The following is a 26248-nucleotide window of genomic DNA, read 5'->3' as shown; positions in this document are numbered from 1 at the left end:
GCTTGCTAGTTCGATGAACGAAGCACTTCAGTCAAATTGCCGGGCTGCGTTTCCTGGAGAAACGGGGAAATATTCGCCATTGCGCGCGCTACGTAGATCTCCTTCTCCCCCACCGGGGCGACATAGTGAATCGCGCGTCGCGCGGCTTCGACGCCCGCAAGACGCGCGATAAACCAGGCGGCCAGATACTGCGACGAGAGGCATCCGCCGGCAGTCGCGACATTCCCCCTGGCCACGAACGGCTGGTCGAGCACGGCGATGCCGGCCTCTTCGACCCACGGTTTCGTGGTCACGTCCGTGCACGCCGGAACGCCGTTTAGCAGGCCCAGCTTCGCGAGTATCAGCGTCCCCGAGCATTGCGCGCCCAGCAGCTGGCGCGCCGGGTCGAGCCTCAACTGCGACATCAGCGTGGCATCGGCGACGACATCGCGAGTCAGGATGCCGCTGCCAACCAGCACCGCGTCGGCTTCGCAGGCGTCTTTCAGCGACGCCTGCGCCTCGACCGCCACGCCATTCATCGAACGTATTCTGGCCGTGGGACTCGCGATCGACACCCGCCAGTCGGGATCTTTGACACGGTTGAGAATGTTTAGCGCAATCAACGAGTCGAGCTCGTTGAAGCCTTCGAAAGTCAGGATTGCGATGTGCATGGTGTCCTCGCGGGCTCAAGCGTTGTTCTTTGGAAACGGTGGCGCCGATTGTTACCGATCAGACCTCGTGACGCGTCGCCGCGTCGGCATAGTCCGGATGTCGGGCGGGTCCCGTGCCGGGCACTGGATTGACAGGGCGGCGAGCGGGCAGCCGCAAGATTCGTCGAAAACGCTTCGCGCGAGCTTGCGGTTGCTGCGCAAAAGGCATCAAGGGTGAGCGTAGATCGTAGCAAATCCGGCGGTTTCGGGTGTTGCCTGCCGCGAGCCCGAAGCCGACGTCCCCTCGCTGGACGGGCCGTACGAAGTCGTTGCGAAGGTGCTTGCCCCGCCAATGCGCGCCAGCGTCGCCTGAATGTTATCGGGGTAGCGGTTGTGATCCGAAGCCGGGTTGTAGCCGGCTTCGCGCAACTGCACGATCTCGGCGCGCACGGATGCGCGAGTCACGGGGGCGTTCGTTTGAGCGAAGGAAACAACGGGTATCGCAACGAGCACGGCGACGAGGAGAGAATGAAGGGATTTCATGGTGTGTACCTGAAGCAAATGGTTAATCAAGGGTTGTACCGAAAAGCGGTTCAATGGTGAGTGAAAAAGTCGTCGTGCGCCGATGCCGTCATCAACCGGTTCGCCGATTCCGAATGCCCCGACGCCACTCCGCCGTACCCGGACCGTGCATCCGTGGTGTCGGCGTTGTTCGCAACAATGACTTGCACGCCCGGACCGGCCTGGGAGGCAGGTGCGCCCGTGCGCGTGTCGTGGAAGGGTGCGGGACCATAGCCGCTGGCGAAAGCGGGGGTGGCGAGTGCCGCAACGACAGTGACGAGCAGGGATGCAATGTGTTGCAGTTTCATGATGGGTACGCTCCGGAGAATATTCGTAAGTAAGGGCAGTGTTCGAACCGGCTGCGCGTTCCGCACCGGCCCGATGACGCATTTCGCTTAAAGCACGTTGATGACGACGTCGATGTTGCCGCGGGTTGCCTTGGAGTACGGGCAGGTTTGGTGAGCCTGGTCCACGATGGCCTGGGCTACGTCGCCCGGCACGCCCGGAACCCGGACGTTCAGGCGCGCCTGGAGAAAGTAGGCATCGCCCACGGTGCCGAGATCCACTTCGGCGTCAACGGTGAGGTCCTCTGGAAGCCTGACGCCGAGCTTGCGGGCCGCAATGCCCATGGCGCCAATGAAGCAGGCCGACCAGCCGGCGGCGAACAACTGCTCCGGATTCGTGCCGTGACCTGCGGAGCCCGGCGACGAAAGCTGGATGTCCAGGCGGCCATCGGAACTGCGCGCAGCGCCGTCGCGGCCGCCTGAGGTGGTGCGGGTCTTGCCGGTGTAGAGGACGTTTTCGATCTGGCTCATGATGGGTTCCGTTCGTTAATGGTGAGGTACGCGGGTATTAATCGCATGCGATGTAATCGCGTGAGATGAATGATGGGACGGATCTTGAGCGATGTCAAGCGGTTCCGAACAAATCGCATGCGATTTAATTGGGGCGCCCTCGAAGAAATGCAGTGCGAGCGGTTGCGGGTCGAGTTTATTGGCGGGGGTGAGGGCATGTCCTGCCGCCGTGATAGACGCTTACGATTAAATCGCGCGCGATATATAATGAAGGCTCCGAAGGGAAACCTTTGCCGAGGACGATACCCATGAAACCGACCGACACCGCAGCATCCGACGCGCCGAAGCTTTCGGACTTTCTGTGCTTTGCCGTCTATTCGGCGAATCTGGCGTTTGGCAAGGCGTATAAGCCCATTCTCGAGGAGCTCGGGCTGACCTACACGCAGTACATCGCGATCATAGCGCTGTGGGAGGAAGACAATCAGACCGTCGGCAGCCTTGGCGAGAAATTGTTCCTCGAGTCGAATACGCTCACACCGATTCTCAAGAAGCTCGAGGCGATGGGCTACCTGGAGCGCAGGCGCGACCCCGCCGACGAGCGCCAGGTGCTGGTCAGCCTGACCAAAAGCGGCCGGCGCCTGCGCGAAAAGGGCCTTTCCATGGACCTGGTGAAGGCGACGGGGCTGAAGCCCGATGAGTTCCAGCGGATGCAAAAAGGGATCGTCACGCTGCGCAACAATCTCGTTCGCTCGGTGGAAGAACAGGAGTGAAGTGACGCCGCGCCTGGGCACGCTGTGACGCCTGCGGCCGGTCTGAAGCGTACTTTCAGAATCCGGCGCCAGGCGCCAGGCGGTCAATGGCCGATGACTTCGATTGGCGGCGAATAGGGGCTGACGGTTATTTCGGTGCGTTGCCCCGTTTGCGACGAGCCACCTGTGCTGGCACCGTACGCCGTGTCGCCATCGCGCGCGGCGATGTGCGCCTGTGCAGTCTCGCTGTTTCCCGCGCTATGTTCCAGGTAGTGAGCCCGGTCGTCCTGGGTATAACCGGCCTGCTCAGCGCGGGTCAACTCGGTACGCACTTCGGCGCGGGGCAATGGCTGAACCGTCTGAGCAAAGGCCGCGAGCGGCACAACGGTGGCGGCGGCCAGCACGGTGGCATTGAAGAGCAATTTCATGGCCATGATCTCGATATCATCGTCAGGAATCCATAGCATGGAATGATCAGATTCCGCATGATGCGTCCTGTTGCGCCGTTACATACCGAGAGGCGAGCGTGCTGCTCGACAGATGCTGCGCCATCGATCGCCGGGTAGTTTCGTACGCGTCCCACTCTTCGCCGGCATGCAGCGATGGAATCGTGACGACCTCATGGCGGTCGAAGCCGATTAACGCGGCGTCAACCAGGTCTTGCGCCGACATCACGATCTCCTTGGGCAGATGCTCGACCGGCAGGCCGGCGGTCTGCCAGAAGTCGGTGGCGGTGGCGCCTGGCAGGACGGCCTGCACCTGAACGCCCTTGTCGGCAAGTTCGTGGTGCAGCGACTGGCTGAAGCCCAGCACGAAGGCCTTGCTCCCGCCATAGACGCCGTTGAGCGTCTCCGGCGAGATCGCAACAACGGACGAGACGTTGATGACGGCGCCCGTACCGCGCGCGACGAATCCCGGCACGGCGGCATAGGTGAGGCGGGTGAGCGCGGTGACGTTCAGTTCGATCAATCGCGTCATCGCATCGACATCGGTCTCGAGCAATGGCGTATGCGCTCCCACGCCGGCATTGTTGACGAGCAGCGTGATGCTTGCGTCGTGTTTCAGTTTGGCCTCGACGGCCGCGAGGTCCGTGCGGTCGTTCAGGTCGGCGCCGACGACTTCGACGCTCCGCTGCGTCTCGTTGGTGATGCGCTGCGCAAGGGTAACCAGCCGGTCGCGGTTGCGCGCCACCAGGATCAGGTCGTAGCCGCGCCGAGCCAGTCGCTCCGCATAAATCGCGCCGATACCCGATGATGCGCCGGTAATGAGGGCGGTGCCTCGATGTGCCTGTGTCATGATCTGCCTCCGTTCGGAAAAGCCGTTGATGAATTTACGAGTCCATTCTGGCTTTCTTTCGCTGCGACATAAATGACACATATGTGTATGATTCAGGACATCGCTTGAGGGGTGACGAACATGCACCGGATCGGTTTTCTGCTGGTTGACGGCTTCCAGATCATGGCGCTCGCGACTCAATCCGTGTTCGAGTACGCGAACCTCGTGGCGGGCGAGCCGTTCTACCAGATCGACAATTTTTCGCCGGACGGCGGTGAAGTGCGCTCATCGCTCGGCATGGCGGTGGGCAGCCGGCCGTTGCGTGGCGCGATCGCAGTGGACACGTGGATGGTCGCCGGCGTGAACAATCCGCTCGACTCCGCGACGCCAGACAAGGTTCTGGCGTTCCTGCGCAGGGCGAGCACGCGGGCAAGACGCGTCGCCGGCATTTGCACGGGAGGATTTGTCCTCGCGGAAGCGGGATTGCTCGCGCACCGGCGTGCGACAACGCATTGGGCTTATGGCCGCGAAATGGAACGACGTTTCCCGGATGTGCGCGTCGAGGAGGATCGCATCTATGTCGTCGACGGATCGATCTGGACGTCCGCGGGTATGACAGCAGGGCTCGATCTGGCGCTTGCAATGGTAGAAAAGGACTTGGGGGCTGACGCAGCGCGTTCGGTGGCGCACAAGCTCGTGATGCATCAGCGTCGGGCAGGCGGCCAATCTCAGCATTCCGAAATGCTGGAGCTCTCTGCGAAGTCGGACCGTATCCAGAATGCGTTGACCTATGCGCGCCAGAACCTGAACCGTACGCTGACGGTGGAGGAGTTGGCCGAGTCCGTTCACATGAGCGCGCGCCAGTTCAGCCGCGTGTTTTCGCAGGAAACCGGGCAGTCGCCCGCGAAGGCTGTCGAACGGTTGCGGTTGGAGGCGGCGCGGCTGATGATTGAGCAGAGCCGCCATCCGCTCGAAATCATTGCAAGGGAAACCGGGTTTCGCGATCGCCGCCATATGAGAGAGGCGTTCCTGCGAGGAATGGGGCTGCCGCCCCAGGCCGTCCGACGCGAGGCTCGTACGGGAGACCGGGACATGTCGCTCCAGGAATCGTAATTCAACACGCAACGCGGCATGTTAATATTCGCATGCGAACAATAAATTGACGCGCGCCCTACTATGAGAACGCGATATGAGGATTGGCAATGGATCATCGGCTCGTCTATCTGCTGAATGTGGGTCAGCGGCGCCTGCATAGATGGTCGCAGGCGCGGACCGCCGCCGGCGGCGTGACGGCAGCTCAGGCAGGCCTGCTCTTTTTTCTGGCGAAGAACGATGGGGCTCTGACGAATGAAGCGGCGGCCGCGCTGGATCTCAAGGCGCCGGGAATGAGTGGGCTGGTCGATCGAACCGAAAGGGCAGGCCTCATCGAACGCCATGCCGACGAGTCCGATAGGCGCGCTACGCGCCTGTGGCTTACCAAAGAAGGTCGGGGGGCGGTCAGGCGCAGCAAGGCAGGTCTTGTTGACCTCAACGCGCGACTCACGGAGGGGTTTACGGATTCCGAGATCGACGTCGTGGCGCGATGGCTGACCAGTTTGCAGGAGAAGTTTCCGGCCGACGGCGACGATCCGGAATAGCAACCCGGGGCACCGACGGTGCCTGGCTGTGTAACTCCGTCGTACGTAGGACCGCTATTGTCGGCGGATCTTCGTGAAATCCGGCTGGCGCTTTTGGGCGAACGCCATGAATGCCTCCTTCGCCTCGGCGCTTGCAAGCCGCTCCACGAAGATGGTGCTTTCGGATTCCATCTGGGTGACCAACCGCTCTGCGTCCCGCATCAGTCGCTTCATTGCGGTGAGCGACCCAATGGGCTTTGCGGCAAATTTCGCGGCGACGCGACGTGCCTCCGCGCGCAGTTCCGCTGCGCCGGTGGTCTTGTTCGCAATGCCCCATGCGACGGCGGCATCGGCCGTAACAGGCTCGCCGAGGGCGAACATTTCGAATGCCCTGACATGGCCAATCCGCAAGGGGAGCAGGTAGCTCGAGGCGGCTTCCGGAACCAGCGCCAGGTTCACAAACGGGGTAATCAGCTGCGCATCTTCGGCAAGCAGCACATAGTCGCAATGCAGCAGCATCGTCGTCCCAACGCCGACGGCCTTGCCCTGCACCGCGGCGATGATCGGCTTCGTGGCGGTCGCGAGTTCCCGCAGAAAGCGCACGACGTGCCGCTCTTTCGGTCCGTTTCCGCTTCCTTGCGCGGCGAACTCCGCAAGATCGTTCCCGGACGTGAAGCTGTCCCCATCGGCCTGAATCAACACGACCCGAATTTCGTCGTCATTAGCCTTCGCGACGGCGTCCGCCAGTGCGCCGTACATGTCGTTGGTGAGCGCGTTCTTCTTGTCCGGGCGCGAAATGGTAACGGTCAGTACACCATCTGAAAGATCAGTCCTTATTTCCGCGGTCATTGCCTTGACTCCTGAGTGATGGCGTTGTCTGCTGAAGCGTCACGCCGATTGGTTCGCATGCGAATAATACATATATTCGCATGCGAAGTAAACGTGCGTGCCGCCATGCCGGACGGAAGGAGGGCGGATGGCCCGGATCAGGACTTCCCGGCCAGCGCATGCTGGATTGCCGCTTCGGTCTGCGCGTAGTCGCCTTCGCCAAAGTGGGAATAGACGATATGTCCACGCTTGTCGATCAGATAGAGCGCAGGCCAGTACTCGTTACTGTAGGCATTCCAGGTTGCGTAGCTGTTGTCCTGCGCGACCGGATAGCGGATACCGAAACGGCGGATGGCCGTCTTGACGTTGTCCGTATCGCGCTCGAATGGATACTCGGGCGTATGAACACCGATGACCGTGAGTCCCTGGTCCTTATATTTCGCGAACCAGTCCTTGACGTATGGCAGTGTGTGGATGCAGTTGATGCACGAGTAGGTCCAGAAGTCGACAAGCACGACCTTGCCGCGCAGTTGCTGCATCGTAAGTGGGTCGCTGTTCAGCCATTTGTCGATGCCGGTGAATTCCGGTGCGGTGGCGCTTGCGGTCATGGTTTCGGCCTGGGCGGCAGTGCCGAACGTTGCAGCGGCGGCGACGAGCGCGGTGGCGGCGATGGCCGCTGCTGAAAGAGTCCTGATTCGATTGAACATGTCAGAGACCTGCGAGAGTGGGAAAGTGAGCGGACAGGGCGCCATAGGCGAGCGTGTCGTACTGGAAATAGACCGCGGCTGCGGTGAGGATCACGAACACACCGAAGACCTGCTGTAGCCGGGGTGCCATGCGGGCGATGCTGCGCGACTTGCGCAGCGCGTACTGTCCGCCGTAAATGACGGCGAGCATCGGCACGGCGGCGCCGATCGCATATAGACCGAGCAGCAAGGCCGACCACTGCAGGTTCTGCGCTTTCACGACCAGCACGAGGATGGACGCGAGCACCGGCCCGGCGCATGGCGTCCAGACGGCGCCGAGCGACATGCCCAGCACGAAGCCGCCTGAATTTCCGCTCGCGGCTTGCGAGGGGCCGGCTGCGAAGGCGGTCGTCAGCGGAATTCGCGCCATCAACCATTCGAAAGGCGCGGGCCACAAGCGCAGGAGACCGAACAACGCGAGCAGCGCCGTCGCGGTGTTGCGTAGTGTGTGCTGGGCAAGATGTGCGGCGTTCGAGACGGCACCCAGCGTCAGGGCGAGCGATGCGAACGCTACGATAAATCCCGCAATGACGAAGAGCGGACGCGTCCGGTCAGGCCGCTCGACCGAAGTGCCAAGCAGTATCGGCATGACGGGGAGCACGCATGGAGAGGCGATGGTGAAGACCCCTGCGGAGAAGGCGAGTGTCGGCTCGAGGAAGTTGTGCATGATTGGCTTCCGGTTGACGGGTGTGGAGTTATTGGAAGCCCGCTGCGTATCTGGCTTGTGTCGCCACAGGGCATAAATTGCAATCCGCTTTGTCTGCACGCAGCGGCGACACATTGCGATACAAGGCGCTCGAACGTTTCGGAATATCCGCGTCAACAGCGGGTAGTGTCGTGAAATTTGCCCGAGCTATTCCGGGCGCAGTCGGCCAGGTGACGATGTGGTATCGCCTGACCGGCTGTGCGGCTTTGCAAATCACGAGTGCGCGAAAATCGGGCCAAGGCCGGGAATATCGGAACCGTTCACGCGGGCACCCGAGGCCGAAGTGCCTGCAGTCGAGCCGCCATAAGACGTCGTGGCGACACTGTCGTGCGCGTGCAGGCGTGCTTCGGCTTGTTGGATGTTTCGTGGGTATTGCGTTTCGTCTGAGGAGGGGTTGTAGCCAGCCTGTTGCAGGGCGACCAGTTCCTCGCGTACCTGGGCGCGCGTGAGCGGCTGGGTGGACTGGGCAAACGAGAGAGCGGGCAGGGCGACGGCAGCGGCAACGATGAGCGGCTTGACGAGGTTCATGATGTTCTCCAGAAGAAAAAGAAAGGATCTCGCAGGCAGGTATCGCGTTTCGGCTTTCGGCCGGTGCTGCATTGCGTCCTGCCATGGATGTATTTGACTGCGCAGACGTATCTCGCCTGTGTCGGGAATGAGGGGTGGGTGAAACGCTGTGTATCGGCTGGCGCCGCGGATACATGCGGATACAAAATTGCGGCATATTCGGCACCTTGGCCGCCGCGATTGTGCCGGGCACCGGCAGCGCGGTTTTCCGGGGACGGCTGCGCATTTTGCGTGGAAGTCTTCTGCGAGCCTGCGCCGTGACGCGGGCTGCCCCGGCAGGTTTGCCCGGGCGGCTTTAAGCTACTGCACCGGACTCGTTCGCCATTACAGGCGCAATTGCCATGGACTATATCGATACTCTGAGGATTTTCCGTTCCGTGGTCGAGGCGCGCAGCTTCACGCGCGCCGCGGAGATGCACGGGCTCGCCACCCCGGTCGTTTCGCGCGCGATCTCGCGGCTCGAAAAGCGCCTCGGCAGCCGGCTCTTTCATCGCACCACGCGCGCGATCTCGCTCACCGAAGCCGCCGAGCGCTTCTACGACGGCTGCTGCCGCGTGCTCGACGACCTGGATGCGCTGGAGGCCGGCGCGACCGAGCAGACGCGCGAGGCCACCGGCGTGCTGCGCCTCGTCGCGCACACGACGGCCACGGTGAACCGGCTCGTGCCGCTTATCGCCAGCTTCAAGCGCGCGCATCCCAACGTGACGCTCGACGTGATGCTGACCGAGCGTCCCGTCGACCTGGTCGCGGACGGCTACGACCTCGGGCTCGTGCTGCCGTTCATGCTCAACAACGATGCCACGGTAACGAAGCTGCTCGACCGTATTTCGCTTGTGCTCGTCACTACGCCCGCATACCTTGCGGCAACCTCGACGCCGCGGCATCCGTTGGACCTCGAGCCGCACGTGTTCGTGCCGATGTCGCCTTCGCTGCGCAAGCCGTCGCTCACGTTCCGCGACGGCGATGAGGAGGTGACCGTACGCCTGAAGTACGGCATCACCTCGAATAATCCCGATTTCAACCGCGCGATGGTGCTGGAGGGATTCGGCATCGGCGTCCTGCCGCTCCCGCTCGTGCAGCGCGAACTGACGACCGGACAGCTCGTCACGCTGCTCGACGACTTTCCTGTCGTCGATGCGCAGATCGAGATCCGCCTCGCTTATGCGTCGCGTACGCTGCTGCCCGCGAAAGTGCGCGCTTTCATCGATCACGCCAGCGAGTTTTTCAGCGGCGCCGGGCACGCGAACATGAAAGTAAATTGAAGGATTGGCGGTCAATGCAGCGGTGATTGTTGTCGGCGCGGTCATAAAGTGATGCCGCGCGCGACGCTTGTTTTGGGTCGTCAGGGTGTCTAATCTGTGCATATGCACATGAAAGCCCATCCCATTGATTGCGCTCCGAACCGCGAACAGCCGCATGCCCATTTCCCCGAGCATGACGACTGCTTCGCCGTGCGCCAGGCGGCCCGCCATCTGTCGCAGCTCTACGAGCGGCACTTGAGCGCGGCCGGGCTCACGCCCACGCAGTTCAGCATTCTCGGGGCGCTGGGGTCGCAGGGCGCAAACGCGATGGGGGCTGGCGCGCCAACGCTGACGATGGCGCAGCTCGCGCGCACGATGGTCATGGAGCGCACGACGCTTTTGCGCGCGCTGCGTCCGCTGCTGCGCAGCGCGCTGGTAACCGATACGGCGAGCGCAACCGGTTGCCGCCCCCGTTGCCTCGCGCTCACGGCGGCGGGCCGTGCACGGTTGGGCGAGGCGGGCGTGCACTGGCGCGCGGCACAAGACGAGTTCGAACGGCGCTTCGGGCAGCGGCGTGCTGCATGGCTGCGGCGCGAGCTTTTGCGCATCACGCGCGCGGTCTGAAGTTCCCGGCTATTCATATGCGAGCTGCTTTCAATCTCGCGGCATTTTTTTAACTTCTAAAGTGCATATACACAGGTGATCCTCATGTCGAGTCCTTCCACTCCTGCCCCAGCAGCGGCGCCGCGTGAGCGTGCGGGCCAGCCCTGGATGCCGCTCGCGCTGGGCGCGGTGGCCCTCGTGCTCGCGGTGGCGGGCGGCTACTGGTTCTTCGTGCAGCGCTTCATACAAACCACAGACGACGCTTATGTGGGCGGCAACGTCACTGTGATGGCGCCGCGCGTGAGCGGCTTCGTTTCCGAGATCCTCGTGCAGGACAACCAGCGTGTGCATGCGAACCAGGTGCTCATGCGGCTCGACGCACGCGATTACGACGCGAAGCTCGCGCAGGCCGACGCCGAGCTGGCGAGTGCGCGCGCTGCGGTGTCGGAGCTCGAAGCGCAGCGCACGCTGCAGGCCGCGGTGATCGGTCAGCATCAGGCGGAAGTGCGGGCATCGGACGCCGAGCTTACGCGCAGTGCGCAGGATCAGACGCGCTATCGCGAACTCGTGAAAGACGATGCGGTATCGAACCAGCTCGTCGAACGCGCCAACGCCGACTACGCGAAGGCCCAAGCGTCGGTGGCGCAGAGCGGCGCGTCGGTGGTGGCCGCGCAGCGCCAGCTCGACGTGCTCGCTGCGCAGATCGCGGAGGCCCAGGCACGCGTGGCGACGGCCGAGGCGAACCGGCGCCTTGCCGCACTCAACGTGGATTACACGACGATCCGCTCGCCGGTGGACGGCTATATCGGCAACCGCACGGCGCGCGTGGGCATCCTCGCGAACGTGGGCGCGCCGCTGCTAACGGTGGTGCCTGCAGCGGACCTCTGGGTGGACGCGAACTTCAAGGAAGACCAGTTGAAGAAGATGCACGCCGGAGACCGCGCCGATGTTTCGCTCGACGCCGCAGGCGGCACGTTGCACGGCACCGTGGAGAGCCTCGCACCCGCCACGGGCGCGACATTCAGCGTGCTGCCTCCCGAGAACGCCACGGGCAACTTCACGAAGATCGTGCAGCGCGTGCCGGTGCGCATTCGCGTGAAGGTGCCGCAAGGCATGGAGGGCGTGCTGCGGCCCGGCCTTTCCGCCACGGTGACGGTGCATCTGCGCGATGGCGGGCAAGCCGCTGCCGCTGCGCATTGAGGGAGGAACGACATGAGCGACACCACTTCCGTCATCGAAGTGCGACCCGCGCAGGAAGCGCCCGACCCGCACGACGCGCACCAAAAGCTTGCGCCGCACGAGCAGCCCATGGCGCAGCGCGCCTTTGCCTTCGCGCTGATGTGCATCGGCTTTTTCATGGCCACGCTCGACATCCAGATCGTGGCTTCCTCGCTGCGCGACATCGGCGGCGGGCTCTCCGCGAGCCAGGACGAGCTGTCCTGGGTGCAGACCGCCTACCTGATCGCCGAAATCATGGTGATTCCCATGTCCGGATGGCTCTCGAAGGTGCTGTCCACGCGCTGGCTCTTCGTGGCCTCGGCGGTGGGCTTCACGGTGACGAGCATGCTGTGCGGCCTCGCCTGGGACATTAACTCGATGATCATCTTTCGCGCGCTGCAAGGCGCGCTGGGCGCGGCGATGATCCCCACGGTGTTCACCACCGCCTTCGTGCTGTTTCCGGGCAAGCAGCGGCTCGTGGCCTCCACGACCATCGGCGCGCTCGCTTCGCTCGCGCCCACGCTTGGCCCCGTAATTGGTGGCTGGATCACCGACCAGTGGTCGTGGCACTGGCTCTTCTACCTGAACCTCGTACCGGGCATTGCGGTAGCCGTTCTCGTTCCGAAGTACGTGCATATCGACGAACCCGATCTCTCGCTCGTCAAGCGCGGCGACTATATCGGCATCGCGCTGATGTGCGGCTTTCTTGGCTGCCTCGAATACGTGCTCGAGGAAGGCCCGCGCAAGAACTGGTTCGGCGACGACGTCATCGTGGCTTGCGCGTGGATCTCGGCGATCTGCGGCTTTCTCTTCATCGTGCATGCGCTCACCGCGAAGGACCCCATTGTCGATTTGCGCGCGCTCGCCGTGCGCAACTTCGGCATCGGCAGCGTGCTCTCGTTCGTCACGGGGATCGGCATCTTCGTGGCGGTGTTCCTCACGCCGCTCTTTCTCGCGGAAGTGCGCGGCTTGAGTTCGCTGCAGATCGGGCTTTCGCTGCTCTCGGTGGGCGTGTTCCAGATGCTCGCGCTCGGCGTCTACGCGTTCGCCACGCGCTTTTTCAGTCTGCGGGCGTTGATGCTGTTCGGCCTCGTGTGCTTCGGCCTTGGCTGCTATCTCTATGTGCCGCTCACACACGACTGGGGCTGGCAGCAATTCCTGCTGCCGCAGGCGCTGCGCGGCGTGGGCCAGCAGTTCGCGATTCCGCCTATCGTCACCATGTCGCTCGGTTCGCTGCCACCCTCGCGGCTCAAGTCGGCAAGCGGGCTTTTCAACCTGATGCGCAACCTGGGCGGCGCGATCGGCATTGCGGTGAGCGCAACCATGCTCAACGACCGGCTCAATTTTCACTATTTGCGCCTGAATGAAAGCGTCGTGCACGGTGTCCCGCAAGTCGAGACCTTGCTCGCTGGAAGTACGAATCGCTGGGCGACAGTAGCAGGCAACACGCTCGATGCGGCGCAAGCGGGCCTCGCGCAACTGCATGCGCTGGTGCTGCGCGAAGCGCTCGTGATGACGTTCTCCGATACGTTCTTCGTGCTGTCGCTGTGCTTCGTGGTCGCCATTGCCTGCGTGGTGTTCTCGCATCCGATCAACGGCGCGCCGCCGCCCGATGCACATTGAGTCAGTGAGGTTTCCTATGCAATCGCAAGACCGTCATTTCCCGAAGCCAGTGCATCTCGTGCGTGCGGTACGCGCGGGCCTCACGGTACTCGCCGCAGCCGTCCTTGCTGCGTGCGCCGTGCAGCCCGCGCAGCACGCCGACCTGCCTGAAGCGGTGCACACGACGGCGCCCGCTGCATGGCGTATCGACGCGCCGCAAGACGCCATCGACGCGCGCGCGTGGTGGGCACAGTTCGACGATCCGGCGCTCGATGCGCTGCTCTCGAGCGTGCTGAGCGGCAATCTGGACTTGCAGGCCGCCGCCGAGCGCGTGAAGCAGGCGCAATCGATCACGACGCAGAAGCACGCCGCGTTGCTGCCGCAACTGGACTTTACGGCGCAAGGCGCCTACGAGCGGAAGAACACGCCGCCGCCGCTGGGCTACGTGAAGCAGGCCGGCGCCGGCCTGACGCTGAGCTGGTCGCCCGATGTGTTCGGCGGCGAGCGGCTGGAACTGCTCGCGGCGCAGGCGAATCTGGTGGGCCAGCAACATGCGCTGGACGCGGCGCGGCTCGCGCTGGCGGCGGACGCCGCATCGGCCTATGTGGATCTGCGCTGGGCACAAGCCGAGCTGAAGATCCTGCAGGACAACGTATCGATCAGGCAGCGCACGCTGCAGTTGACTCGAGATCGCCTGAAATTCGGCCTTTCGACACAGCTCGACGTCACGCGCGCACAAACGCAGCTCAGCGAGTTACAGGCGCGCATGCCGCGCGCGCAGGCAAGCATCGATCATCAACTGAATCTTATTGCGGTCTATACGGGACGCACGCCCGAGTCGGTCGCGCAGCTCGCGCTGGCTGCACCCGAGCCCATTCCTTCAGCGCCTGCCGGGGTGCCGCAGTGGCTGCCTTCGGAGGCGCTATTGCGCCGCCCTGACGTGCAGGCCGCTTACGCAACCGTGCAGCAGCGCGCAGCGGAAGTGGGTGTCGCGCGCGCCGAGCGGTATCCGAAGTTCACGCTGAATCTCACGGACGGCGTGCTCGCCGCGTCGTATCTCGGCATGCCTGCGCTCACCGACAATCTGTTCAGCGCGGCGCTTGGCGCGACGAGCCCGATCTTCAACGCGGGCCGCATCACCGCCGATATCGAGCAGAGCGAGAGCCGCATGCGCGAATCGCAGCTGAACCTGCAGCAGACGATGTTGCAGGCGTTGCGCGAAGTGGAAGACAGCCGCAGCGACCTCGTGAGCACGGCAGGGCAGACGCAACAGTTGAGCGACGCGGTGGCGTCGTCCGAGCAGGCGCTCAAGCTCGCGAACCAGCTCTACAAGGGCGGTGCGACCGACTTTCTCGACGTGCTGAGCGCGCAGCAGACCTGGCTGGCCGACGCCGACCTGCTCAACGGCGCGCAGCGCGAACGCGCGCTCGCGGCGGTGGCGCTTTACCGTTCGCTCGGCGGCGGCTGGAGCCTGAACGGCGACGTGGTCGCGCGCAATGCCGGTGCGCCGGGCGCGAGCGTGGTGCGAGGGGGATGACTATGTGCGCCGCCGCTGCGCGAACCTTTTTCGCGCAACCGGAGCAGCGTCAGCATTCACGCGAGCGTGTGCGCGGTGGCACGCCATTGCGCAGGCGTCATCCCCACGTGCCGCTTGAAGCTGCGCTGAAACGCGGCGTCGGACTGGTAGCCCACGAATTCGCCGATCTCGGCTACGGGCTGGCTGCCCTGCGCGAGCATGCGGCCCGCGAGCGTCATGCGGACATCGGTCAGCACGTCGGTGGCGCTGCGCCCGATTGCTTCGTCGAAGTGGCGTGCGAACGTCGCGCGCGACATATGGCACAGCGCGGCGAACTCCGGCAGCGTCCATGGCTTGCCGGGCGCGTCGAACATCGCGTCGATGGCGGGCTGCAGGCGCGGTTGCTGCGCGAGCGCGAGCAGGCCGCGCGGCGGCGCATCGGCACGGCTTGCATAGCGCAGCGTGAGCGCGAAGAGCGCGCCCGAGAGATGGTTGACGAGCGATTCGCTGCCAGGCAGCGCGTCGAGCGCTTCGTCGCGCAGCAGCGCGAGCAGGCGTACGAGCCGTTCGGGCGGGGTGCCGCCGGAACTCGCGCTGTGCACCACGAGCTGCGCGGGGAGGTTCTCGCGCAGCAGCCGTTGAGGCACGGCGGGCAGCAGGAAACGGCCGCAGAGCACGTCCACGGCCTCGCTTTCGGCAAGATTGGTTTCGACCGCATGGCCCTGCTCGAAGCGTCTTTCCACGGCGGCTGGCGGCGCGCCGCTGCCGTCGTGAAGCAGGTGAGGCGAGCCCGAGGGAAACAGCACGATGTCGCCCGCATGCAGCGCCGTTTGCGCGCCTTGCGCATCCTCGACGACGGCCGTGCCACTCAGCAGCACGTGATAGTGGATCTCGCGCGCATCGGCGGCGGGTTGATCGATGCGCCACGGCACGCCGAAATGGCAGCGCGCGTCGAGGCGGCCCGCGACGGGCATGAGCATCAGAAGGCGGCTGAGGATGTCCATGTGCGGTGGCTCAGCGATATGGCTGTGCGAAATGAGTGAGACGAATGAGCATGAAGTCGCGCCATTCTGGCATTAAAAGCATGAGGCTGCGCGGCTAGACTGATTTCGTGCCATCGACGATGGCTACATAGCGAAGCGAGTTCAAACCAGTTAGTCCAATGTAACCTCAGGAGTTAACCATGTCCCGACTTTCCGCCATTCACCCCGAAGCCGCCACGGGCGCCGCCGCTGAAATCTTCGCGAAGATCCGCAAGGCCGTCGGCAAGGTGCCAAATGCTTACGCCACCATCGGCACGCACAGCCCGGAAGCGCTCGGCGCGATGCTGGCTGTCGACGCCGTGCTGGCCGGCGGCACGCTTGGCAAGCCCGATATCGAGACCATCAAGCTCGCGGTGAGCGAAGTGGCGGGTTGTGATTACTGCGTCGCTGCACACACGCTGACTGGCAAGTTTGCTGGCCTCACGCCCGAAGCGATGAAGCAGATTCGCGCGGGCGAGCCCACCGGCGACGTAAAGCGCGATGCGCTGGTGCGCTTTGTGCGCGTACTGGTTCGTACGCACGGCACCGTGGCCGAAGCGGAGGTGAATGCGATTCGGGAGGCAGGATACACGGAGCGCCAGATCGTGGAAATTGCGCTTGCCATTGCGTCGATTACATTCACGAATATCGTGAATCGCGTGAACGATACGACGCTCGATTTCCCGGCCGTGGCGTAACCGTGTAGCAATCATCGCTGTAACCGCGTGCTGGATTTTCACGCTGCCTCGGTGGCGCTTCATAAAACGTGCCACCGGGGGCGAGTATCGATTCGATTAAAGCATTGGAATGTGTGCATATGCATACATAGAATGAAGTAGACGATGTGGCAGTTCTGCAAATCAACGGAGAGAACACGATGAGCAGCTTCAATTCAGCACGCGAGATTGTTCTATGCCAACCGGTGCGCACGGCAATCGGCGCCTTCAATGGCGCGCTAAAGGGTGTGCCGGCCACGGAGCTTGGTGCGATTGCGGTGCGCGAGACGCTCGCGCGCGCAAAGCTCGATCCCGCTTTGCTCGGGTCGGTCGTACTCGGCAACGTGATCCAGGCCGGCAACAAGATGAATCCCGCGCGCCAGGCGGAACTCGGCGGCGGCGTGCCCGTCTCGGTGCCCGCGCTCACGGTGAACCGCGTATGCGGCTCGGGTGCGCAGGCCGTTGCGAGCGCCGCACAGGAAATCCTGCTCGGTCTCGCCGACGTCGCGGTGGCGGGCGGCATGGAAAACATGGACCGCGCGCCGTTTTTACTCGACGATGCGCGCTGGGGCTATCGAATGGGCAACGCCCAGGTGCAGGACAGCATGCTGCGCGACGGACTCGTCGATGCGTTCTCGGGCGAGCATTCGGGCTGGCATACCGAAGATCTCGTCACGCACGCCGAACTCACGCGCGAGGAACAGGACCGCTGGGCCGCGCGTTCGCAGCAGCGCTTCGCAGCGGCGCAGGCGGCCGGACGCTTCAAGGACGAGATCGTCGCCGTGGAGGTGAAGGGGCGCAAAGGGGTCGAACGTTTTGAAACCGACGAAGCGCCGCGTCCGGACACGACATTCGAAGTGCTGGCGAAGCTCAAGCCCGCGTTCCGTCCTGACGGCACAATCACAGCGGGCAACGCGCCGGGGCTGAACAGCGCGGCTGCGGCGATGCTCGTGGCCGAGCGCGGATTTGCCGAGGCGCACGGGCTCGCACCCATGGTGCGGCTCGTGGCGTGGGGAGTCGCGGCTGTGGAGCCCGGCATGTTCGGCCTCGGCCCCGTGCCAGCGGTTCAGCTTGCGCTGCGCCGCGCGGGCTGGTCGCTCGCCGACGTCGATCGCTTCGAGATCAACGAAGCCTTCGCGGCGGTACCGCTCGCGGTGATCAAGCAGCTTGGCATTCCTGACGATATCGTGAACGTGGAAGGCGGCGCGATCGCACATGGCCATCCGATCGGCGCGACGGGCGCGATCCTGACGACGCGGCTTGCATGGTCGATGCAGCGCGACGGTTTGCGTCGTGGCGTCGTGACGCTTTGCATCGGCGGCGGCCAGGGTATCGCGCTCGCGCTCGAAAAAGTATGATGGCCATTCGCGCACAGGGTAAGCAGCGCGCATGACGTACCAAGCGAACAAGGGCAAGCACAGATGGCAAAGCGAATGACACGCGAAGAATGCAATTGTTTCGCGTTGCGGCAGGCGGCGCGCTTCGTCACGCAGCTATATGAGCGCCATCTTTCGCAGGCGGGCGTGACGGCCGCGCAATTCACGATTCTTTCGCGTCTTGCGGACCGTCCGGACGCCACGGCGGCCGAGCTTTCGGACGACCTCGTGATGGACCGCACAACGCTCGTGCGCGCGCTCAAGCCCTTGCAGCGCGACGGCCTTGTGTTTGCATTTGCGGCCGGGCACGACACGCGCACACTCGTTTATCGTCTTTCGGCAAGCGGGGCGCGCCGCTACGAGAAGGCGCATGCGCTGTGGCTCGACGCCCAGGCTGAATTCGAGCAGCACATGAAGCGCGACCGCGCCAAGGCGCTGCGCGCCGAACTTTTCGCGCTCACCCACACGGCGGCGCAGTGAAGGCGCGGTGACATTTCCCCGTCAGGGCCGTTCCTGACGAGCGGTCCGGCGAGCCAAATAGATCAGGCGGCGTTCATGCTTTAAAAAGGCATGCGCCTACTGGCGCACGAGCGCCATCATCGCGCCGAAGCCAACGAACACGCCGCCCGTCACGCGGTTGAACGCCTTCGCCACGCGGCGGCTTTTGAGCGTCGCGCCGATGCGCGTGCCGAAGCTCGCATAGACCAGATACCAGCTCACCTCGCACACCGCGAAGGTCGTCACCAGCACGCCGAATTGGGGCAGCGTGGGGCGGCTCGCGTCGATGAACTGCGGCAACAGCGCGGCTGCGAACAGGATGGCTTTGGGGTTGCTGCCCCCCACGAGGAAGCCGTTGCGAAACAGCGCGCCAGGCGAGCGCCAGATGCGGGTGGCGAGCGCTTCGGTCACGGCGTCGCTGGCGCCGGCGCCGCTTTCGCTCACCGGCGAGCGCCACGCCTTCACGCCGAGATAGACGAGATAGGCCGCGCCAACGATGCGCAGCGCGTTGAACAGGGTGGGCCACGCCTGGAGGACCGCACCAAGGCCGGCGGCCGAGACGGCCAGCATCAGCACGAGGGCGGAGAGGCAGCCGCCCATGGTCGCGCTCGTGCGGCGCAGGCCGTATTGCGCGCCGTGCGACATGATCAGCAGCATATTGGGGCCGGGAATGGCGCAGACGACAAAGACAGTAGCGAGGAACAGCCACCAGGTATGGAGACTCATGACGACAACCGGTTGAAAGGCGAAACTGGAATTATGCCAGCCCTTGTGGACTGAAAGGGCGCGAGCGAGCAGACGGGTTTTGTATTCGGTCTGTAGGCAAAAAGAAAAGAACGCAAGGATCGTAAGTAATTCGAAGCATTATTAACCGTTAACCATTGTCAGTTCTTGAGATTATGATTGCCGTGCGTACCGCGCGAGCCCAGAATGTTTTAGCACCCGTTGCGCCTGGCAATCAGCGTGGACGCAGGGCGCCAGCGCGCGGCGGCAATGGCCTTTAATCAGGCAAAACCAGACAATTTCAGGCAAACGCACTGCAATCAACCGGAGGATTCAAATGGGCATTCTTGACGAAGTGGGCAAGGTCGCGGGCGCGATTGCGGCGGTGGAAGCAACGGAAAAGGTCGACCCCGATGCCGGCTTCCTGACGAAGGCGGCCGCTGCGGTCGCGGGCTTCGAGGGCGCTGGGGCGCTCGAGAAAATGATCGAGAAGAAAGAGGACGAGAAGCCGGCCGACGACACCCAGCAGGCAGATGCAGGCGATGCTGCGCCGGACTCGCAAACCTGACCCAACGCGGCAGAAACCTGTCAACCGCGGTCCGATGACCGCGGTTTTTTTTTGCCGCTCGAATGCTCTGGCCGCGTTCACGCGCCCGCTTTGCCGATTGCGTCGAGTCGCGCGAGCACTTCGTCGTTCAATTCGAGCGATTGCGCCTGCATGTTCTCGCGCAGATGCGCGAGTGACGACGTGCCTGGAATCAGCAGAATATTGGGTGCGCGATAGAGAAGCCACGAGAGCGCGACGGTCATCGGCGCGACGCCGAGCGACTGCGCGATCTCCGAGAGCGCTGTCGACTGGATCGGCGTGAAGCCGCCGAGCGGGAAGAACGGCACATAGGCAATGCCATGCGTGGCGAGCGAGTCGATCAGCGCATCGTCGGCGCGGTTCACCAGATTGTAGTGGTTCTGCACGCAGGCAATCGGGGCAATGCGTCCGGCGTTCTCGATCTGTTTCGCCGTTGCGTTGGAGATGCCGATATTGCGCACAAGGCCGTGTTCGCGCAGCGCGGCGAGCGCTTCCATTTGCCTTTCGATGGGGCCTTCGGCGGGCTTGTGGACGTCGCCCATGATGCGCAGATTGACCACGTCGAGCGTATCCAGCCCCAGATTGCGCAAATTGTCTTGCACGGCACGCTCGATATCGGCGGGCTCCTGAGCGGGCAGCCATGCGCCTGTGGTGTCGCGCACCGCGCCCACCTTCGTGACAATCGTGAGATCGGCGGGATAGGGATGGAGCGCCTCGCGGATGATCTGGTTCGTCACGTGCGGGCCGTAGAAGTCGCTCGTGTCCAGATGGTTCACGCCAAGCGCGAGCGCTTCGCGCAGCACGGCGACGGCCGCCGCGCGGTCCCTGGGCGGCCCGAATACGCCGGGGCCGGCGAGCTGCATGGCGCCATAGCCCATGCGATTGACGGTGCGGCCCGCGAGCGCGAACGTGCGGGAAGGTTGGCTGGACGATTGCGTCATGTCGTGCTCCTCGTGAACGGATGGCGCCAGTATGGGCGCGTTCGCGTTGTTGGATAATCCCACCTGATTTGCACGGGTTGTTCGAAATTCCGCACAATGCGCGTGTGCCCTCGCATGCACGCGAAGCACGACCGACATGAGCCACGAAACCTCTCTGCCTGCGAATCCCTCACCCGCCGCGTTCGAGATGAATGATCTGGCCGCATTCGCCGCTGTCGCGCGCGCGGGCGGGTTTCGCGACGCGGCGCGCGCGGGCGGTGTCTCGGCTTCGAGCCTGAGCACCGCTGTGCGCCGGCTCGAGGCAAAGCTCGGCCTGCGCCTCCTGAACCGCACCACACGCAGCGTCGCTCCCACCGAAGCGGGCCAGCGCCTGCTCGAATCGATCACGCCGCTGTTCGCCGAAATGAAGGCCGCGCTCGATGTCCTGAACGGCTATCGCGACCGCCCGGCGGGCGTGCTGCGCCTGAACGTGCCCGCCAACGTGGCGCGCAGCATTCTGCCGCCGATCCTCGCGCGTTTCGTGGCCGCGTACCCCGAGATTCGCGTGGAAGTGGTGGTGGAGGATGGTTTTGTCGACGTGCTGCAGGCGGGTTGCGACGCAGGCATCCGCTACGACGAGCGACTCGAGCAGGACATGATCGCGATTCCGATCGGCCCGCGCGTGCAGCGCTTCGCGACGGCGGCGTCACCCGCGTATCTCGCCGCGCATGGCAGGCCCACGCATCCGCGCGACTTGCTCGGGCATGTGTGTTTGCGCGTGCGTTTTTCGGGGGGCGCGATGGCGGTCTGGGAATACGAGCGCGATGGCGAAACGCTGCGCGTCGACCCGCCCGGCGCGCTCGTGGTGAAACCCGCGGCGGCGCTCGATCTTGCCATGGAGATGGCGTTGCGCGGCGCGGGCGTGATCGCGCTATTCGAGGACATGCTGCAGCCGCATTTTGCAAGCGGCGCGCTGGAGCCGCTGCTGCCCGACTGGTGGCCGCAGTTTTCCGGGCCGTTTCTCTACTATCCGGGCCGGCGTCATTTGCCCGCGCCGCTCAGGGCGTTCGTCGATTTCCTCAAAGCGGACAGCGGCGTGCTTTAACGCGTTTTATCGGCCATATTCCACGGTTTGCCGGACGCCCGGCGCGCAGAAAAACCGCATCGCATCAGACGAGCGCGTGCGGATAACCCTGCGCGACGAGCCACTGGCGAATCGTGTGGGCGGTATCGGCATCGAGGGACTTGAGCGCTTCGTGCGCGCTTTCGTGCGGATTTTCGCGCGCATTCTCGTGCATGAGCGCCTGAACGATGGGCGCGAGCGGCACGCCTTGCAGATGCCAGACGCCAAGCGGTTGATCGGGGCTCACGACGACGTCGGCCTCGCCGATGAGATCGCCGTCGACTACCGGCGCGCGTGCGATGGCAAGCTGGCCGAAGTCGGGAACCTGATGAGCGGGCTCGTCGTCTGGCCATTGGCTGCGCGCCCGCCAGAAGGGCGCTGCGCCAAAGCGCTGCTCGAGCGCGTAGACATCGCGGCCCGTGCGGGCGAAGTGCTTGAACAGGTGCTCGATGCGCTGTTGGTGAAAGCGCAGTGCGAGATCGGCGCGTCCGGGGCGGCTAATGAGCGTGTGGATCACAGCTGGCGCCTGCAAGGCCGATGAGAGCGACTGCAAGATGCCGTTGCCCGCGAGCGGATCGACTGCCATCGCGGCGTCGCCCACGCGCAGCCAGTTGCGCGCACCGGTGCGCCCGCACAGCGTGGCCGTGCTGCTGCGCGCATGAAGCCGCGCGTGCTCGCCCGTCTCTCCGGCGAAGAACGCGCTCGCGAGCGGCGAGCGACGCTTGCGCGCGCAGAATGCGAGCAACTCGTCGCGTTGCGGCAGCTCCGCGCTCGCGACGTCGAGCGTCATCTGCCAATAGCAGCGACCGTCCGGCAGGCGCGCCATCCAGGCCCAGCCGTCTTGCAGGCTTTCCACGGCCGAACCGGTGCAAGCGGCAGAGGCGGGAGCGCCTTGCCAGGCGTTGAGCAGGCTCAGCGTTTGCGGGCCGCGCGTCGCGTCGCGCATGAGTGGCGCAAGCCGGCCCCGTGCCTCGACGAGAAAATCGGCATTCAGCGAGAGCGGCCCATCGATGGTCTCGATCATCAGGTCGTGCGTGTGCGCCGTGGTTTGCACCGAACGCACCGCGGCCTCCATGATTTCGACGCCCGCTTCGCGCAGATCGTCGCGCAAGGCCGCGTCGAACGCGTGCCGGTCGACCAGAAACTCCGCGTTGGCCGTCTGCATGGAGTCATTCCAGAGCGTAGTGCGCACGCCCGGTCCTTGTGCGCACAGCGCGGCGCGGAACAGGCCCGCACGGCGCAGGCCGTCGAGCGCGCGCAGCGACAGGCTTTCCACGGCGTCGAAACGGCGCCGCTCGCTCACGACGGTGACGGCGTAGCCGAGCGTGGCGAGCGCGCGCGCCACGGTGGCGCCCGCCGGCCCCGCGCCGAGCACGACGATTTGCGGGGCCGTCATGACGAGATCGAGCGCAGTTTTGCGCAGAGGCTTTCGCCCAATTGATTAGTCATGCAAAGCATGCGCAAAAGGGCTGGAAGTACGGCTGCGGGAGAAAGAAAGTCTTGCATGCTGTCCCCCTTGAGAGTGGTATGGGTTCCGCGCGTGGAAAGTGACGTGCGCGATAGCGCCCATTCAATCTCGCACAGATGCAAGGGCGAATCCATCCGGTGAACAACGCATATTTGAAAATTGGCGGGGGGTGTTTTCCCTGTGTTTTGAACAGGTTTAACCTTTGGGCATGCACGCTGAATAGGGTGCGAAGCGCGAGGAAATGGTGTATGCGCGGCGCATGATCGTTCGTTCGCAATCGGTACTGCACGAGAGCGGCACGGTCATTGGCACTGCTGCGTTGGACGTAGTGAGGCGTGAGGCCCGATCTATCGCGGGATCAGTTGTTGGCCGAGCCGCCCGTTTTGTCGGCGTTTTCGAGCGCCTTGCGCTCGCGCCGTTCCTCGTTGCTGCGGCGCGCGCGCATGCGCTGGCGCGAGAGGACGTGGATGACCTCGCCAGTGCTGGCATTCTCAGGAATTTCGTTACGGATCACGTTGGCGACCATCGGCAGGCCCTGGCGCTGGCGTCGCAGCGCCCGGGCAATCGCGCTACGGCAGACCGGTCCGTGGCAATCCCACTCGTCGCGCGTTTTTCCGCAGTAACGGCATATGTCCATGAGTTGCAGTTTAACTGGAATCGCATGACGTTTTAGGGGCACGATCCCAGGTGCGCTCCGGTGGACACGGTCCGCGCCCCTCGCGCAACGGTCACACGGAAAGGGTGTTCGGCATGTAGCGATCAGCGCATGAGCGTCGAGCGAGGCGCGGGCGGTTTCACGTACGCCGTTCTGGCGCGCGTCGAACCCGCCCGTTTAGATCGTTGCGTGCGCATCAATTGCGAGCGGGAATCTCCAGTCCGCGCTTGACAGCCGGACGCGCGAGGAACGCATCGAGCGCACGCGCGACGTGGCGGAAATCCTTGAAGCCGACCAGATCGCCAGCCTCATAGAAACCGATGAGATTGCGCACCCACGGGAATGTCGCCATGTCGGCGATCGTATAGTGCTCGCCCATGATCCACTGGCGTTTCGCGAGATGCTGGTCGAGCACGCTGATGAGGCGGCGCGATTCGGCCACGTAGCGCTCGCGCGGTCGCTTGTCCTCGTAGTCCTTACCGGCGAACTTGTGGAAGAAGCCCACCTGTCCGAACATCGGCCCGATGCCGCCCATCTGGAACATCAGCCACTGAATCGTCTCGTAGCGCTCGCGGCCTTCTCGCGCGAGAAACTGGCCGGACTTGTCGGCGAGGTAGATCAGGATCGCGCCCGATTCGAACAGCGGTAGCGGTGCGCCGCCGGGGCCGTTGGGATCGATGATCGCGGGAATCTTGTTGTTCGGATTGAGCGACAGGAATTCCGGCGACATCTGGTCGTTCGCGTCGAAGCGAACCAGATGCGGTTCGTACGGCAGCCCGGTTTCCTCGAGCATGATCGACACCTTGACGCCGTTGGGCGTGGGCAGCGAATAGAGCTGGATGCGTTCGGGGTGTTGCGCGGGCCATTTGGCGTTGATGGGGAAGACGGAAAGTTCGTTCATGCGAAGTCCTGTATTGAGGTGCCGGGGCGCGAGAGCTCAGGGAAAACGCTGCGCGCTTAGCGCTGCGTCCACAACGTGCGGCCCCAGAACGTGAGCGTGCGATCCCACGCGCGCTGCGACCAGACCGGATCGAACTGCGTAGTGGCGATGCGGCCCGGGCCCACGGCGGTTTCGTTCGCGAACCCGTGGTAGGCAAGGTAGCGGTGGAACTCGACGTTCACGCCGCCGTCGCGCAGCTTCTTTTCGAGCTCGTCGACGGTCTCCACCTTGAAGAAGCCGTCCTGCGTGGCCCAGTGGCCGAGCACCGGCGCGGTGATCTTGCTCGCGTCGAGGTATTCGAGCGGCGGGAAGCCATACCACACCACGACGCCCGCGAGACCCGGGATCATGTTCGCGGCGAGCAGCGTGAGCGCGCCGCCCATGCAGTAGCCGCTCACGCCGACGCGATCGGTCAGCGTCTTGAGGTAATCGACCGCGCCACGGATGTCCTGCGAAGCGGCATCGGCGAAATCGAGGCCCGTCATCAAGTGGTGCGCTTCTTCCTCTTCGACAGTGCTCTTGCCGCGGTAGAGGTCGGGCACCAGCGCATAGTAGCCCGCCTGTGCGAGGCGGTCGGCCACGCCGCGAATCTGGTCGTTCAAGCCCCACCACTCCTGGATCACGACGATGGCGGGCGCGCCCTCGGTCTTCGCGGGCGTGGCGAGATAGCCCTGGAGCGATTGGCCATCAGGGCGATTGAAGTTGATCATGGAGCCGGCGGGGTGTGTCATGGGGTTCCTCGATGTGTGGATTGAAGTGCGTTGGCGAGCAACGGGCAGCACGTAGCATAGCGCCTGGCCGCGCGCCTTGCTTGCACGTGACATTGCACATGCTGGTAGCATACCGGCCTTGCCGCCGCTCCGGCGGCTGACGATAGACGCAGGAGAACCCAGTTGAACCTCACCCGTTTCGCAAAAGCACGCCACGCCACCAAGGCTTTCGATTCCACACGCAAGATTTCCGCCGCCGTTATCGATGAGCTCAAGGAGCTGATCCGCTTCAGCCCCTCTTCGGTGAACTCGCAGCCGTGGCACTTCGTGGTGGCCGAAAGCGACGCGGCGCGTGCGCGCGTGGCGAAGTCCATGCAGCCGGGCTACGCCTATAACGAACCGAAGGTGATGCGCGCGTCGCACGTTCTCGTGCTGTGCGTGCGCACCGACATGGACGAGGCGCATCTGAACGCGGTGCTCGCTCAGGAAGAGGCCGATGGCCGCTTCGCGACTGCCGAGGCCAAGGTGGGCCAGCAGAACACGCGCGCTTTCTACGTGAATCTGCATCGCGAGCGCGCGGACCTACCGGCGTGGATGGAGAAGCAGGCTTACCTCGCGCTCGGCACGCTGTTGATCGGCGCGGCGACGCTCGAAATCGACGCTTGCCCGATGGAGGGCTTCGATGCGAAGGCGCTCGACGAAGAGCTCGGGCTGGCCGCGAAGGGGCTGACCGCGCTCGTCGTGATCGGCCTTGGCTACCGCAGCGCCGACGATTTCAACGCGAAGCTGCCGAAGTCGCGTCTGGCCGCGCAAGCGGTTTTCACGGAGCTGGCGTAAGCGTTCGGGCATCGCGCGCCGTG

Annotated in this window: 31 protein-coding genes; 14 read left to right on the top strand and 17 right to left on the bottom strand. The window is 64.1% G+C overall.

Annotated features, from left to right (window positions below; translation table 11 throughout):
- Nucleotides 1-5: 5 nt before the first annotated feature.
- The 4 genes from NH14_RS20730 to NH14_RS20715 form a co-directional block, all read right to left on the bottom strand.
- On the bottom strand, nucleotides 6-650 hold the full coding sequence (locus tag NH14_RS20730) for a DJ-1/PfpI family protein (protein WP_052148206.1): 645 nt from the start codon (nucleotides 648-650) through the stop codon (nucleotides 6-8).
- Between the two features lie 207 nt (nucleotides 651-857).
- A complete protein-coding gene (locus NH14_RS20725; protein WP_035529489.1) occupies nucleotides 858-1172 on the bottom strand; it encodes a DUF4148 domain-containing protein in 315 nt (104 codons plus the stop codon).
- 50 nt (nucleotides 1173-1222) lie between these two features.
- The gene (locus NH14_RS20720; protein ID WP_035529491.1) at nucleotides 1223-1498 is read right to left on the bottom strand and encodes a hypothetical protein; all 276 of its coding nucleotides are present in this window, start codon (nucleotides 1496-1498) and stop codon (nucleotides 1223-1225) included.
- Nucleotides 1499-1585: 87 nt separating this feature from the next.
- Complete coding sequence (locus NH14_RS20715) at nucleotides 1586-2005, bottom strand: organic hydroperoxide resistance protein (RefSeq protein ID WP_035529494.1); 420 nt, start codon at nucleotides 2003-2005, stop codon at nucleotides 1586-1588.
- Nucleotides 2006-2292: 287 nt separating this feature from the next.
- Here NH14_RS20715 and NH14_RS20710 point away from each other — a divergent pair, with 287 nt between their 5' ends.
- Entirely contained in the window at nucleotides 2293-2754 is a 462-nt protein-coding gene (locus NH14_RS20710; protein WP_035529497.1) for a MarR family winged helix-turn-helix transcriptional regulator, read from the top strand.
- A gap of 83 nt (nucleotides 2755-2837) precedes the next feature.
- Here NH14_RS20710 and NH14_RS20705 read toward each other — a convergent pair whose 3' ends face one another.
- Complete coding sequence (locus tag NH14_RS20705) at nucleotides 2838-3200, bottom strand: DUF4148 domain-containing protein (protein WP_052148207.1); 363 nt, start codon at nucleotides 3198-3200, stop codon at nucleotides 2838-2840.
- A 7-nt stretch (nucleotides 3201-3207) separates the two neighbouring features.
- Nucleotides 3208-4029, bottom strand: a complete 822-nt coding sequence (locus NH14_RS20700; RefSeq protein WP_035529500.1) for an SDR family NAD(P)-dependent oxidoreductase — start codon at nucleotides 4027-4029, stop codon at nucleotides 3208-3210.
- A gap of 120 nt (nucleotides 4030-4149) precedes the next feature.
- Here NH14_RS20700 and NH14_RS20695 point away from each other — a divergent pair, with 120 nt between their 5' ends.
- Together NH14_RS20695 and NH14_RS20690 are read left to right on the top strand one after the other, a co-directional pair.
- Nucleotides 4150-5121: a GlxA family transcriptional regulator gene (locus NH14_RS20695; RefSeq protein WP_035529503.1), complete on the top strand. Its 972-nt coding sequence runs from the start codon at nucleotides 4150-4152 to the stop codon at nucleotides 5119-5121.
- A gap of 89 nt (nucleotides 5122-5210) precedes the next feature.
- Nucleotides 5211-5645, top strand: coding sequence for a MarR family winged helix-turn-helix transcriptional regulator (locus tag NH14_RS20690; RefSeq protein WP_035529504.1), 435 nt, complete (start codon nucleotides 5211-5213; stop codon nucleotides 5643-5645).
- A 54-nt stretch (nucleotides 5646-5699) separates the two neighbouring features.
- Here the strand turns inward: NH14_RS20690 and NH14_RS20685 are convergent, their stop codons facing one another.
- The 4 genes from NH14_RS20685 to NH14_RS20670 form a co-directional block, all read right to left on the bottom strand.
- Complete coding sequence (locus tag NH14_RS20685) at nucleotides 5700-6473, bottom strand: enoyl-CoA hydratase (protein ID WP_035529506.1); 774 nt, start codon at nucleotides 6471-6473, stop codon at nucleotides 5700-5702.
- 137 nt (nucleotides 6474-6610) lie between these two features.
- The gene (locus NH14_RS20680; protein ID WP_035529508.1) at nucleotides 6611-7159 is read right to left on the bottom strand and encodes a thioredoxin family protein; all 549 of its coding nucleotides are present in this window, start codon (nucleotides 7157-7159) and stop codon (nucleotides 6611-6613) included.
- 1 nt (nucleotide 7160) lies between these two features.
- Complete coding sequence (locus tag NH14_RS20675) at nucleotides 7161-7865, bottom strand: cytochrome c biogenesis CcdA family protein (protein WP_035529510.1); 705 nt, start codon at nucleotides 7863-7865, stop codon at nucleotides 7161-7163.
- Nucleotides 7866-8117: 252 nt separating this feature from the next.
- Nucleotides 8118-8432, bottom strand: coding sequence for a DUF4148 domain-containing protein (locus tag NH14_RS20670; protein ID WP_035529619.1), 315 nt, complete (start codon nucleotides 8430-8432; stop codon nucleotides 8118-8120).
- 380 nt (nucleotides 8433-8812) lie between these two features.
- Here NH14_RS20670 and NH14_RS20665 point away from each other — a divergent pair, with 380 nt between their 5' ends.
- The 5 genes from NH14_RS20665 to NH14_RS20645 all read left to right on the top strand — a co-directional run bounded on the left by NH14_RS20665 (nucleotide 8813) and on the right by NH14_RS20645 (nucleotide 14672).
- The gene (locus NH14_RS20665; protein ID WP_035529512.1) at nucleotides 8813-9733 is read left to right on the top strand and encodes a LysR family transcriptional regulator; all 921 of its coding nucleotides are present in this window, start codon (nucleotides 8813-8815) and stop codon (nucleotides 9731-9733) included.
- A 108-nt stretch (nucleotides 9734-9841) separates the two neighbouring features.
- Nucleotides 9842-10336: a MarR family winged helix-turn-helix transcriptional regulator gene (locus NH14_RS20660; protein WP_237179718.1), complete on the top strand. Its 495-nt coding sequence runs from the start codon at nucleotides 9842-9844 to the stop codon at nucleotides 10334-10336.
- Between the two features lie 84 nt (nucleotides 10337-10420).
- Nucleotides 10421-11515 (top strand): HlyD family secretion protein, encoded by a 1095-nt coding sequence (locus NH14_RS20655; RefSeq protein ID WP_035529623.1) that lies wholly within the window; start codon nucleotides 10421-10423, stop codon nucleotides 11513-11515.
- Between the two features lie 108 nt (nucleotides 11516-11623).
- Nucleotides 11624-13156 carry a DHA2 family efflux MFS transporter permease subunit gene (locus tag NH14_RS20650; protein ID WP_052148218.1) on the top strand — a complete coding sequence of 511 codons (1533 nt, stop codon included), beginning with the start codon at nucleotides 11624-11626 and terminating at the stop codon, nucleotides 13154-13156.
- Between the two features lie 16 nt (nucleotides 13157-13172).
- Nucleotides 13173-14672 carry an efflux transporter outer membrane subunit gene (locus NH14_RS20645; RefSeq protein WP_052148208.1) on the top strand — a complete coding sequence of 500 codons (1500 nt, stop codon included), beginning with the start codon at nucleotides 13173-13175 and terminating at the stop codon, nucleotides 14670-14672.
- 56 nt (nucleotides 14673-14728) lie between these two features.
- Here NH14_RS20645 and NH14_RS20640 read toward each other — a convergent pair whose 3' ends face one another.
- Nucleotides 14729-15655 carry an AraC family transcriptional regulator gene (locus NH14_RS20640; protein WP_035529516.1) on the bottom strand — a complete coding sequence of 309 codons (927 nt, stop codon included), beginning with the start codon at nucleotides 15653-15655 and terminating at the stop codon, nucleotides 14729-14731.
- A gap of 179 nt (nucleotides 15656-15834) precedes the next feature.
- Here NH14_RS20640 and NH14_RS20635 point away from each other — a divergent pair, with 179 nt between their 5' ends.
- The 3 genes from NH14_RS20635 to NH14_RS20625 all read left to right on the top strand — a co-directional run bounded on the left by NH14_RS20635 (nucleotide 15835) and on the right by NH14_RS20625 (nucleotide 18245).
- Nucleotides 15835-16371 (top strand): carboxymuconolactone decarboxylase family protein, encoded by a 537-nt coding sequence (locus tag NH14_RS20635; RefSeq protein ID WP_035529518.1) that lies wholly within the window; start codon nucleotides 15835-15837, stop codon nucleotides 16369-16371.
- 179 nt (nucleotides 16372-16550) lie between these two features.
- Nucleotides 16551-17747 carry a thiolase family protein gene (locus NH14_RS20630; RefSeq protein ID WP_035529627.1) on the top strand — a complete coding sequence of 399 codons (1197 nt, stop codon included), beginning with the start codon at nucleotides 16551-16553 and terminating at the stop codon, nucleotides 17745-17747.
- 63 nt (nucleotides 17748-17810) lie between these two features.
- A complete protein-coding gene (locus tag NH14_RS20625; protein WP_035529520.1) occupies nucleotides 17811-18245 on the top strand; it encodes a MarR family winged helix-turn-helix transcriptional regulator in 435 nt (144 codons plus the stop codon).
- 96 nt (nucleotides 18246-18341) lie between these two features.
- On the opposite strand, the gene NH14_RS20620 is transcribed toward NH14_RS20625, so the two are convergent.
- The gene (locus NH14_RS20620) at nucleotides 18342-18989 is read right to left on the bottom strand and encodes a LysE family translocator (protein ID WP_035529521.1); all 648 of its coding nucleotides are present in this window, start codon (nucleotides 18987-18989) and stop codon (nucleotides 18342-18344) included.
- Nucleotides 18990-19323: 334 nt separating this feature from the next.
- Here NH14_RS20620 and NH14_RS20615 point away from each other — a divergent pair, with 334 nt between their 5' ends.
- Nucleotides 19324-19554: a hypothetical protein gene (locus NH14_RS20615; protein WP_035529522.1), complete on the top strand. Its 231-nt coding sequence runs from the start codon at nucleotides 19324-19326 to the stop codon at nucleotides 19552-19554.
- 77 nt (nucleotides 19555-19631) lie between these two features.
- On the opposite strand, the gene NH14_RS20610 is transcribed toward NH14_RS20615, so the two are convergent.
- Entirely contained in the window at nucleotides 19632-20513 is an 882-nt protein-coding gene (locus NH14_RS20610) for an aldo/keto reductase family oxidoreductase (protein WP_035529523.1), read from the bottom strand.
- Between the two features lie 136 nt (nucleotides 20514-20649).
- Here NH14_RS20610 and NH14_RS20605 point away from each other — a divergent pair, with 136 nt between their 5' ends.
- Nucleotides 20650-21597, top strand: a complete 948-nt coding sequence (locus tag NH14_RS20605; protein WP_052148209.1) for a LysR family transcriptional regulator — start codon at nucleotides 20650-20652, stop codon at nucleotides 21595-21597.
- A 64-nt stretch (nucleotides 21598-21661) separates the two neighbouring features.
- On the opposite strand, the gene qhpG is transcribed toward NH14_RS20605, so the two are convergent.
- The 4 genes from qhpG to NH14_RS20585 all read right to left on the bottom strand — a co-directional run bounded on the left by qhpG (nucleotide 21662) and on the right by NH14_RS20585 (nucleotide 25409).
- Nucleotides 21662-23011 (bottom strand): flavin-dependent monooxygenase QhpG, encoded by a 1350-nt coding sequence (gene qhpG / locus NH14_RS20600; RefSeq protein WP_035529524.1) that lies wholly within the window; start codon nucleotides 23009-23011, stop codon nucleotides 21662-21664.
- A 430-nt stretch (nucleotides 23012-23441) separates the two neighbouring features.
- On the bottom strand, nucleotides 23442-23720 hold the full coding sequence (locus NH14_RS20595; RefSeq protein WP_035529526.1) for a hypothetical protein: 279 nt from the start codon (nucleotides 23718-23720) through the stop codon (nucleotides 23442-23444).
- A 214-nt stretch (nucleotides 23721-23934) separates the two neighbouring features.
- Nucleotides 23935-24639: a glutathione S-transferase N-terminal domain-containing protein gene (locus NH14_RS20590; protein ID WP_035529527.1), complete on the bottom strand. Its 705-nt coding sequence runs from the start codon at nucleotides 24637-24639 to the stop codon at nucleotides 23935-23937.
- Between the two features lie 56 nt (nucleotides 24640-24695).
- Complete coding sequence (locus NH14_RS20585; protein ID WP_035529529.1) at nucleotides 24696-25409, bottom strand: dienelactone hydrolase family protein; 714 nt, start codon at nucleotides 25407-25409, stop codon at nucleotides 24696-24698.
- Nucleotides 25410-25571: 162 nt separating this feature from the next.
- Here NH14_RS20585 and nfsB point away from each other — a divergent pair, with 162 nt between their 5' ends.
- Entirely contained in the window at nucleotides 25572-26225 is a 654-nt protein-coding gene (nfsB, locus tag NH14_RS20580) for an oxygen-insensitive NAD(P)H nitroreductase (protein WP_035529532.1), read from the top strand.
- The last annotated feature ends 23 nt before the right edge of the window (nucleotides 26226-26248 follow it).

The organism is Paraburkholderia sacchari, from assembly GCF_000785435.2.
GTDB classification, from domain to species: Bacteria; Pseudomonadota; Gammaproteobacteria; order Burkholderiales; family Burkholderiaceae; genus Paraburkholderia; species Paraburkholderia sacchari.
This window is presented reverse-complemented; position numbering and strand designations above follow the sequence as displayed.

Excerpts from the sequence above, each read along its gene's own strand:
- NH14_RS20730 (WP_052148206.1), bottom strand. The coding sequence starts at position 650 with ATGCACATCGCAATCCTGACTTTCGAAGGCTTCAACGAGCTCGACTCG.
- NH14_RS20725 (WP_035529489.1), bottom strand. The coding sequence starts at position 1,172 with ATGAAATCCCTTCATTCTCTCCTCGTCGCCGTGCTCGTTGCGATACCC.
- NH14_RS20720 (WP_035529491.1), bottom strand. The coding sequence starts at position 1,498 with ATGAAACTGCAACACATTGCATCCCTGCTCGTCACTGTCGTTGCGGCA.
- NH14_RS20715 (WP_035529494.1), bottom strand. The coding sequence starts at position 2,005 with ATGAGCCAGATCGAAAACGTCCTCTACACCGGCAAGACCCGCACCACC.
- NH14_RS20710 (WP_035529497.1), top strand. The coding sequence starts at position 2,293 with ATGAAACCGACCGACACCGCAGCATCCGACGCGCCGAAGCTTTCGGAC.
- NH14_RS20705 (WP_052148207.1), bottom strand. The coding sequence starts at position 3,200 with ATGCTATGGATTCCTGACGATGATATCGAGATCATGGCCATGAAATTG.
- NH14_RS20700 (WP_035529500.1), bottom strand. The coding sequence starts at position 4,029 with ATGACACAGGCACATCGAGGCACCGCCCTCATTACCGGCGCATCATCG.
- NH14_RS20695 (WP_035529503.1), top strand. The coding sequence starts at position 4,150 with ATGCACCGGATCGGTTTTCTGCTGGTTGACGGCTTCCAGATCATGGCG.
- NH14_RS20690 (WP_035529504.1), top strand. The coding sequence starts at position 5,211 with ATGGATCATCGGCTCGTCTATCTGCTGAATGTGGGTCAGCGGCGCCTG.
- NH14_RS20685 (WP_035529506.1), bottom strand. The coding sequence starts at position 6,473 with ATGACCGCGGAAATAAGGACTGATCTTTCAGATGGTGTACTGACCGTT.
- NH14_RS20680 (WP_035529508.1), bottom strand. The coding sequence starts at position 7,159 with ATGTTCAATCGAATCAGGACTCTTTCAGCAGCGGCCATCGCCGCCACC.
- NH14_RS20675 (WP_035529510.1), bottom strand. The coding sequence starts at position 7,865 with ATGCACAACTTCCTCGAGCCGACACTCGCCTTCTCCGCAGGGGTCTTC.
- NH14_RS20670 (WP_035529619.1), bottom strand. The coding sequence starts at position 8,432 with ATGAACCTCGTCAAGCCGCTCATCGTTGCCGCTGCCGTCGCCCTGCCC.
- NH14_RS20665 (WP_035529512.1), top strand. The coding sequence starts at position 8,813 with ATGGACTATATCGATACTCTGAGGATTTTCCGTTCCGTGGTCGAGGCG.
- NH14_RS20660 (WP_237179718.1), top strand. The coding sequence starts at position 9,842 with ATGAAAGCCCATCCCATTGATTGCGCTCCGAACCGCGAACAGCCGCAT.
- NH14_RS20655 (WP_035529623.1), top strand. The coding sequence starts at position 10,421 with ATGTCGAGTCCTTCCACTCCTGCCCCAGCAGCGGCGCCGCGTGAGCGT.
- NH14_RS20650 (WP_052148218.1), top strand. The coding sequence starts at position 11,624 with ATGGCGCAGCGCGCCTTTGCCTTCGCGCTGATGTGCATCGGCTTTTTC.
- NH14_RS20645 (WP_052148208.1), top strand. The coding sequence starts at position 13,173 with ATGCAATCGCAAGACCGTCATTTCCCGAAGCCAGTGCATCTCGTGCGT.
- NH14_RS20640 (WP_035529516.1), bottom strand. The coding sequence starts at position 15,655 with ATGGACATCCTCAGCCGCCTTCTGATGCTCATGCCCGTCGCGGGCCGC.
- NH14_RS20635 (WP_035529518.1), top strand. The coding sequence starts at position 15,835 with ATGTCCCGACTTTCCGCCATTCACCCCGAAGCCGCCACGGGCGCCGCC.
- NH14_RS20630 (WP_035529627.1), top strand. The coding sequence starts at position 16,551 with ATGAGCAGCTTCAATTCAGCACGCGAGATTGTTCTATGCCAACCGGTG.
- NH14_RS20625 (WP_035529520.1), top strand. The coding sequence starts at position 17,811 with ATGGCAAAGCGAATGACACGCGAAGAATGCAATTGTTTCGCGTTGCGG.
- NH14_RS20620 (WP_035529521.1), bottom strand. The coding sequence starts at position 18,989 with ATGAGTCTCCATACCTGGTGGCTGTTCCTCGCTACTGTCTTTGTCGTC.
- NH14_RS20615 (WP_035529522.1), top strand. The coding sequence starts at position 19,324 with ATGGGCATTCTTGACGAAGTGGGCAAGGTCGCGGGCGCGATTGCGGCG.
- NH14_RS20610 (WP_035529523.1), bottom strand. The coding sequence starts at position 20,513 with ATGACGCAATCGTCCAGCCAACCTTCCCGCACGTTCGCGCTCGCGGGC.
- NH14_RS20605 (WP_052148209.1), top strand. The coding sequence starts at position 20,650 with ATGAGCCACGAAACCTCTCTGCCTGCGAATCCCTCACCCGCCGCGTTC.
- qhpG (WP_035529524.1), bottom strand. The coding sequence starts at position 23,011 with ATGACGGCCCCGCAAATCGTCGTGCTCGGCGCGGGGCCGGCGGGCGCC.
- NH14_RS20595 (WP_035529526.1), bottom strand. The coding sequence starts at position 23,720 with ATGGACATATGCCGTTACTGCGGAAAAACGCGCGACGAGTGGGATTGC.
- NH14_RS20590 (WP_035529527.1), bottom strand. The coding sequence starts at position 24,639 with ATGAACGAACTTTCCGTCTTCCCCATCAACGCCAAATGGCCCGCGCAA.
- NH14_RS20585 (WP_035529529.1), bottom strand. The coding sequence starts at position 25,409 with ATGACACACCCCGCCGGCTCCATGATCAACTTCAATCGCCCTGATGGC.